Here is a 5,910-nt window from a genome sequence, read left to right as displayed (position 1 = left end):
GGAATATTATAATAAAGTGTTAAAGTATTTTGATACGGATTTGGAGAGTTTAGATTGGGAGTATATTCAGGAGAATTTAAAAGTTAATGATAGAGGAACATATTGGTATGAATTCGAGAAGTATCATAATAGAATATATCAGGATTTTACATTACTTTTTAAAGATAATCAAGCAAGAAGAGATAATATTAAAAATATAATGTTTTATGTTAATTGGGATAAAATAAGACCACTCCCAGCAGGTAATGAGGGAACTGGATTTTTTTTAGGAAGTGTCCCAATAAGTTGCATATATTTCAAAAAGGACTAAACAATGAAAAATAAAGCAATGATTAATAAACTAAAAGACAATGCAGAGTTAGCTATGGCAGCGTATGGGTATTTTCATTTGGCTAATCCAAAGTATGATTTTAATAAAGATAGCACAGATAAAGAGAGATTAGAATATTTTAGAGAAAAAATCGCAAAAAATCAAACTGCTATTCCTACTCCTGAAGATATTCTCAATATGGAACACAAATATTTTAAAGACAATAATGGCAAACCGAAAGATTCTTGGTATCATAAACATTTCTTAGGTGGCGACTTTACTCCCACACAAGCAAAACGCTTCTTTGAACGCTATGATTTACTTATTCACCAACCAAATACAGATTCAGGATTCTCTGCTACCTTATTTCAAAATAAAGAATCTAAAGAATATATCCATTATCCTTTTTTGGTCAAGGTTTCATAATGCTTACAATGCTTTTTATTTTAGGCTTTATTCTAGGTATTATTTGGTTAATATTTCTTTGCATTATTGCAATATTGCTAATCATTAAAATTGTTAATAGAATTAGACGCAAAACAGAATCTCTAAGATTCCAAAAAATACTTTCTTTTCTTTTAAAATCTATTATTCCTTTCTTTTTGGTTTTATTTTTTGTTGGTGGTTGCAGGACTACTTTTGCTAACCCAAAATTTCATTATTGTATTGTTGAACGAATATTAAATAATAACCATTACTGCGAATACACAAATTATGGAATATTTATTGAAGGCAATGAAGGAAGCGGTATGCGAATATACTTTAAGGAAACGAAATAGCAAGGATTTAGAAAATGAACAATAAACAACGGATTAAAAAAATAAGAGACTATGCTGAACTAGCCCAAGCCTCCTACTTTTATTTTGACTTACTCAAAGATTCTAATGGTATCCCTAGAAAGATTTATGAATTAGATTCTAAAGGTAATAAAATTGAGGATACAAGCTATCCAAGAGGATATAAAGAAATAGAGGTTACTTTAGAACATATAGTAAATAAAAAATATCAAGGACAAGAAGTATTAATAAATCTGCAACAAGGCGATGATATTTTTACAGAGATGAAAAATAGTGCCAAGGAAGTTTTTAACTTTGATAAACTTAATGGAGAGTTTGGGAAGATTCAAGCCAAAAGATTCTTTGAAAAATATGATTTATTAAAACACTGCCCCAACACCCATTCAGGCTTCTCTGCTACTTTGTTTCAAAATAAGGAAACTAAGGAATACACTTTAGCCATTCGTGGCACAGAATTTAAACTCGAGCAAATCAAAGATTTAATAAATGATTACTACATAGGAATAAATAATGACAACAATGGAAAAACGGCTTCAAAGAAAAAAGAATCTTATTAAGATAAAAAAGATTCTAAAAAAATTTACAATCTTATTTCTTATTGGGATTATCTATCTTATAGGAATCCCTTTATATGTAGTTTTTATTATTATTCCTTTAGTTTTGTTTATTCGCTTTAAATATAACATAGGCAGTGTTTTAGTAATACTATTTTTTCTCTTTATCTTTTATTACACACCTTATTCTTATTATTTAGAGCCTAGTTATTGGCAATTTAGAAATATGTGTAAGCTTAATGAACTTCCAAACAATGAAGAGAAATATAATAAGATTCTAGGGTATTTTGATACAGATTTGGAGAGTTTGGATTGGGAGGAGTTGAATAAAGAAGCGCAAATAGCTCATAGCTCACCTATTGCAATTGATTATCGGAGAAAAGTAATTAATTACTCTTCCTCTACCCCAAAACATAAGGGTAGATTAAGTTATAATTATGTTTTTTTATACCCGCATTCCAAAGAGAAATTTTCTCAACAAAATTTACCTCTAATAGGAACTTTAACTACTTGGCATGCAAGACGCTATTTTCCAGATGGTAATGAAGGGAGTGGGTTTTATTGGAGTGAGGAAACATTAACATGTGTTGATGTAAATGCAGAAATGCAATACTTAAGGAACAATAATGAGCAATAAACAACAAATACAAAAATTAAGAGATAATGCTGAATTGGCTATGGCAGCTTATGGATATTTTCATTTTATAGGAAAAAAATTTAAAGACAAGAAAGATGAGCAGGGAAATCTTTTAACCATAACCCACACTGGCATCTTAGACTTAACTTACAAAGGTTGCAAAGTTAAAGATACAGGTTTAATATTTGACGATGAACTCAAAGGCGACTTCGCCCCACTTCAAGCACAAAGATTCTTTTCTCGCTATGATTTACTCATTCATCAGCCAAATACTGAAAGTGGATTCTCTGCTACGCTTTTTAAAGACACAAAAGCAGATTCTAAAGATTCGGAATACACTCTAGCCATAAGAGGCACAGAATTTAAGCTCGAGCAAATCAAAGATATAATCAATGACTACTACATAGGCACAAATAATAGTGATATGAATAGAGTGATAGAGCAGTATTTTGATATGCTTCTCTTTTATGAGGAAACTCTCAAGCCTTTACTACAAGAAAAAGGCATTGCAAAGATTAATGTTATAGGACATTCACTTGGTGGCTATCTTGCTCAACTCTTTGCTTTAAGCTATCCAAGTATCATTAATGAAGTTTATACTTATAATACCTCTTTAGAATCTAGGAGTGTTGCCTAATGTTAGCTATAATATTTTTTATTATTATTCCTCTCGTTTTCTTCTTTTATTTTAAATACAACATAGGTAGTATTATAGTAATACTATTTTTGCTTTTTATTTTTTATTACACACCTTATTCTTATTATTTAGAGCCTACTTATTGGCAGTTTAGAAATATGTGTAAATTAAATGAATTACCAAATAACGAGGAAAAGTATAATAAGATTCTAAGTTACTTTGATACAGATTTAGATACACTAGATTGGGAGGAGTTGAATAATAATAACGATAATAAAAGGAAGTGGAAAGTTACAAAGGAACACGGTTACTATAAAAAGGGGGTCTTTGAGTATGAAACTATCGCTAAAAAAAAACAATTAAATTCCCATATAAGAATATTAGCCGATTTTTTAAGTAACAAATCAGAGATGAACCGTTACAATGTTACTGCAATGTCGATAGGCGTTTATTGGCACACGAAGCGTTTCTATCCAGATGGCAATGAAGGAAGTGGTTTTTATTGGAGTGAGGAAACTCTAAGTTGCAATGATATAAATATACAAGACAATATGACGCCAAAAGGATTCAAAAATGACGAATAAACAACAGATTCAAAAATTAAGAGACAATGCAGAACTTGCAATGGCTTCCTATGGATATTTTCATCTAATAGGCAAGAAATTTAAAAATGATGAGGATGAATACGGAGATAAAGCTAATAAACCCATAACTCTCCACGACATACTAGACATTACCTACAAAAACTATGAAACACAAGACAGCACATTTTTTAACACAGAGAATCTCAATGGCGACTTTACTCCCACACAAGCAAAACGCTTCTTTGAACGCTATGATTTACTTATCCACCAACCCAATACAGAATCTGGATTTTCTGCTACCCTCTTTGGTGAAAAAAAGAAAACAAAGGAATACAGAATCTAAACTCCTAAAGGAATTACAATGCTTTTGGTAATAATATGTTTTCTCCTTATTGTCTTTACTCTTTCATATTTTATATGGTGGCTTATATATAGAAAACTCTTTAAATCACAAAAGCATATATCTAAATTTCTTGTAGTGCTTGGAAGTATAGGTTTAATTATGTTTTACTACACACCTTATTCATTTTATTTAGAGCCTAGTTTCTGGCAATTTAGAAAAATGTGTAAGCTTAATGAATTACCTAATACTGAAGAGAAGTATAATAAGATTCTAAGGTATTTTGATACAGATTTGGAGAGTTTGGATTGGGAGGAGTTGAATGGGAGAGCATTAAAATTAACTAAGGGCTTCAATTTGGATTATATTGAAGGTAGATTGGAATATAGAGTAAAGGTTGCAACAATTCAAAAGAGACGTTACGATATTTCGGTTGATTTATATACTAATACTAACAATAAAGGATTCTCAAAGGAAGCCATAACTCATATTGAAACATATGGTAGCTGGAAAACAAGACGCTATTTTTTGGAGCGAAAGTATATGACAGATTTTCCATTTCAAGCAGAATGGACAGAAAGAGATATTTCTTGTACAAGCATCAAGAAGTTTAATTAATGGAGAGTAATAAATGAAAAATAAAGATACAATCAACAGAATTAAAAATGCTGCTGAACTAGCTTGGGCGGCATATGGATATTTTGATTTGATAGGTAAGAAGTTTGCACACAAAAAGGAATATGGGAATAGAACAAATACAAAAATAACTCTCCACGACATACTAGACATTACCTACAAAAACTATGAAACACAAGACAGCACATTTTTTAACACAGAGAATCTCAATGGCGACTTTACTCCCACACAAGCAAAACGCTTCTTTGAACGCTATGATTTACTTATCCACCAACCAAATACACATTCAGGATTCTCTGCTACTTTATTTGGTGAAAAACGCAAACAAAAGAATGCAGAATCTAAACTCCTAAAGGAATTACAATGTTTTTTCTAATTATGTTTTGTATTGCCCTATCTCTTTCTTATTTTCTTTTATGGCTTATCTATAGAAAAGCATTTAAATCAAAGAAAAAGGTTTCAAAGTTTTTAGTCTTTCTTGGAAGTATAGGTTTAATTATCTTTTATTACACACCACCATATTCATTTTATTTAGAGCCTAGTTATTGGCAATTTAGGAATATGTGTAAATTAAATGAACTGCCAAATGATGAGGAAAAATATAATAAGATTCTAAGGTATTTTGATACAGATTTGGATAGTTTAGATTGGGAAGAGTTGAATAGGGAAGTAGAGGCAATGGGTGAGAAAGCACATTTTTACTCCCCTAATGAAGTAGAATATGAATTTTTCATAGGTGAAATAAGAAACTCAAGGTATTCTATTTTTGCAAGTTTGTATAGCAATGAAAAGATTTTTAAAAAAAGTAATATCACTTTGGCTATAATACTTGGAAAATGGCATACAAGACGCTATTACCTAGATGGCAATGAAGGAAGTGGATTTTATTGGAGTGAAGAAGATTTATATTGCAACAAGATAACAAAATACAACTTGGAGACCAAGAAATGAATAATAAGATATTAATCAACAAGATGAGGGATAACGCTGAATTAGCCCAAGCTGCCTATGGATATTTTCATTTTATAGGAAAAGAGTTTGAAGGCGAAGATATTAAAAACACAAATCGAAAAAATAATCCAACTATAACTTTCTATGACATCTTAGATATGACTTATCGGAATCATAGAGTTCAAGATACAGGTTTGATATTTAATGATAAACTCAAAGGAAACTTCACTCCAACTCAAACTAAAAGATTTTTTGAACGCTACGATCTTGTAGAACATTGCCCTAATACAGATTCAGGTTTTTCTGCGACCTTGTTTCAAAATAAGGAAACTAAGGAATACACTTTAGCCATTCGTGGCACAGAGCCAAGTGATACAGGAGATTTAAAAACAGATGCAAGAATGGCTCTAGGATACATTCCACAAGGACAATATAATGATATGCTAAGTTTCTACAATCAATGC

At 30.8% G+C, this 5,910-nt stretch carries 10 protein-coding genes and 1 pseudogene; all 11 read left to right on the top strand.

Annotation, left to right across the window (positions count from 1 at the left end; genetic code table 11):
* Positions 1-310: pseudogene (locus C6H17_RS13180) on the top strand (hypothetical protein); the annotation flags it as partial.
* Positions 311-313: 3 nt separating this feature from the next.
* Complete coding sequence (locus C6H17_RS11645; RefSeq protein ID WP_020995751.1) at positions 314-736, top strand: hypothetical protein; 423 nt, start codon at positions 314-316, stop codon at positions 734-736.
* A 367-nt stretch (positions 737-1,103) separates the two neighbouring features.
* Positions 1,104-1,664: a hypothetical protein gene (locus tag C6H17_RS11635; RefSeq protein ID WP_005219895.1), complete on the top strand. Its 561-nt coding sequence runs from the start codon at positions 1,104-1,106 to the stop codon at positions 1,662-1,664.
* 103 nt (positions 1,665-1,767) lie between these two features.
* Positions 1,768-2,298 (top strand): hypothetical protein, encoded by a 531-nt coding sequence (locus tag C6H17_RS11630; protein ID WP_005219894.1) that lies wholly within the window; start codon positions 1,768-1,770, stop codon positions 2,296-2,298.
* Entirely contained in the window at positions 2,288-2,935 is a 648-nt protein-coding gene (locus C6H17_RS11625; protein ID WP_005219893.1) for an alpha/beta fold hydrolase, read from the top strand. The genes C6H17_RS11630 and C6H17_RS11625 overlap by 11 nt, the downstream gene beginning before the upstream one ends.
* Positions 2,935-3,519, top strand: coding sequence for a hypothetical protein (locus C6H17_RS11620; RefSeq protein ID WP_005219892.1), 585 nt, complete (start codon positions 2,935-2,937; stop codon positions 3,517-3,519). Before C6H17_RS11625 ends, C6H17_RS11620 begins: the two co-directional genes overlap by 1 nt.
* Positions 3,509-3,862, top strand: a complete 354-nt coding sequence (locus C6H17_RS11615; RefSeq protein ID WP_020995749.1) for a hypothetical protein — start codon at positions 3,509-3,511, stop codon at positions 3,860-3,862. Before C6H17_RS11620 ends, C6H17_RS11615 begins: the two co-directional genes overlap by 11 nt.
* A gap of 18 nt (positions 3,863-3,880) precedes the next feature.
* The gene (locus tag C6H17_RS11610; protein ID WP_005219891.1) at positions 3,881-4,477 is read left to right on the top strand and encodes a hypothetical protein; all 597 of its coding nucleotides are present in this window, start codon (positions 3,881-3,883) and stop codon (positions 4,475-4,477) included.
* Positions 4,478-4,490: 13 nt separating this feature from the next.
* The gene (locus C6H17_RS11605) at positions 4,491-4,871 is read left to right on the top strand and encodes a hypothetical protein (RefSeq protein ID WP_005219890.1); all 381 of its coding nucleotides are present in this window, start codon (positions 4,491-4,493) and stop codon (positions 4,869-4,871) included.
* 2 nt (positions 4,872-4,873) lie between these two features.
* The gene (locus C6H17_RS11600; protein ID WP_005219889.1) at positions 4,874-5,446 is read left to right on the top strand and encodes a hypothetical protein; all 573 of its coding nucleotides are present in this window, start codon (positions 4,874-4,876) and stop codon (positions 5,444-5,446) included.
* Positions 5,443-5,910 (top strand): hypothetical protein (locus C6H17_RS11595; protein ID WP_104731461.1); only part of this gene is annotated, 468 nt, incomplete at its 3' end. The genes C6H17_RS11600 and C6H17_RS11595, both read left to right, overlap by 4 nt.

The sequence above is a fragment of the Helicobacter rappini genome, assembly GCF_900198625.1.
Taxonomy (GTDB): Bacteria; Campylobacterota; Campylobacteria; order Campylobacterales; family Helicobacteraceae; genus Helicobacter_A; species Helicobacter_A rappini.
This window is presented reverse-complemented; position numbering and strand designations above follow the sequence as displayed.

Coding starts and splice junctions, on each gene's coding strand:
- C6H17_RS11645 (WP_020995751.1), top strand. CDS start 314: ATGAAAAATAAAGCAATGATTAATAAACTAAAAGACAATGCAGAGTTA.
- C6H17_RS11635 (WP_005219895.1), top strand. CDS start 1,104: ATGAACAATAAACAACGGATTAAAAAAATAAGAGACTATGCTGAACTA.
- C6H17_RS11625 (WP_005219893.1), top strand. CDS start 2,288: ATGAGCAATAAACAACAAATACAAAAATTAAGAGATAATGCTGAATTG.
- C6H17_RS11620 (WP_005219892.1), top strand. CDS start 2,935: ATGTTAGCTATAATATTTTTTATTATTATTCCTCTCGTTTTCTTCTTT.
- C6H17_RS11615 (WP_020995749.1), top strand. CDS start 3,509: ATGACGAATAAACAACAGATTCAAAAATTAAGAGACAATGCAGAACTT.
- C6H17_RS11610 (WP_005219891.1), top strand. CDS start 3,881: ATGCTTTTGGTAATAATATGTTTTCTCCTTATTGTCTTTACTCTTTCA.
- C6H17_RS11605 (WP_005219890.1), top strand. CDS start 4,491: ATGAAAAATAAAGATACAATCAACAGAATTAAAAATGCTGCTGAACTA.
- C6H17_RS11600 (WP_005219889.1), top strand. CDS start 4,874: ATGTTTTGTATTGCCCTATCTCTTTCTTATTTTCTTTTATGGCTTATC.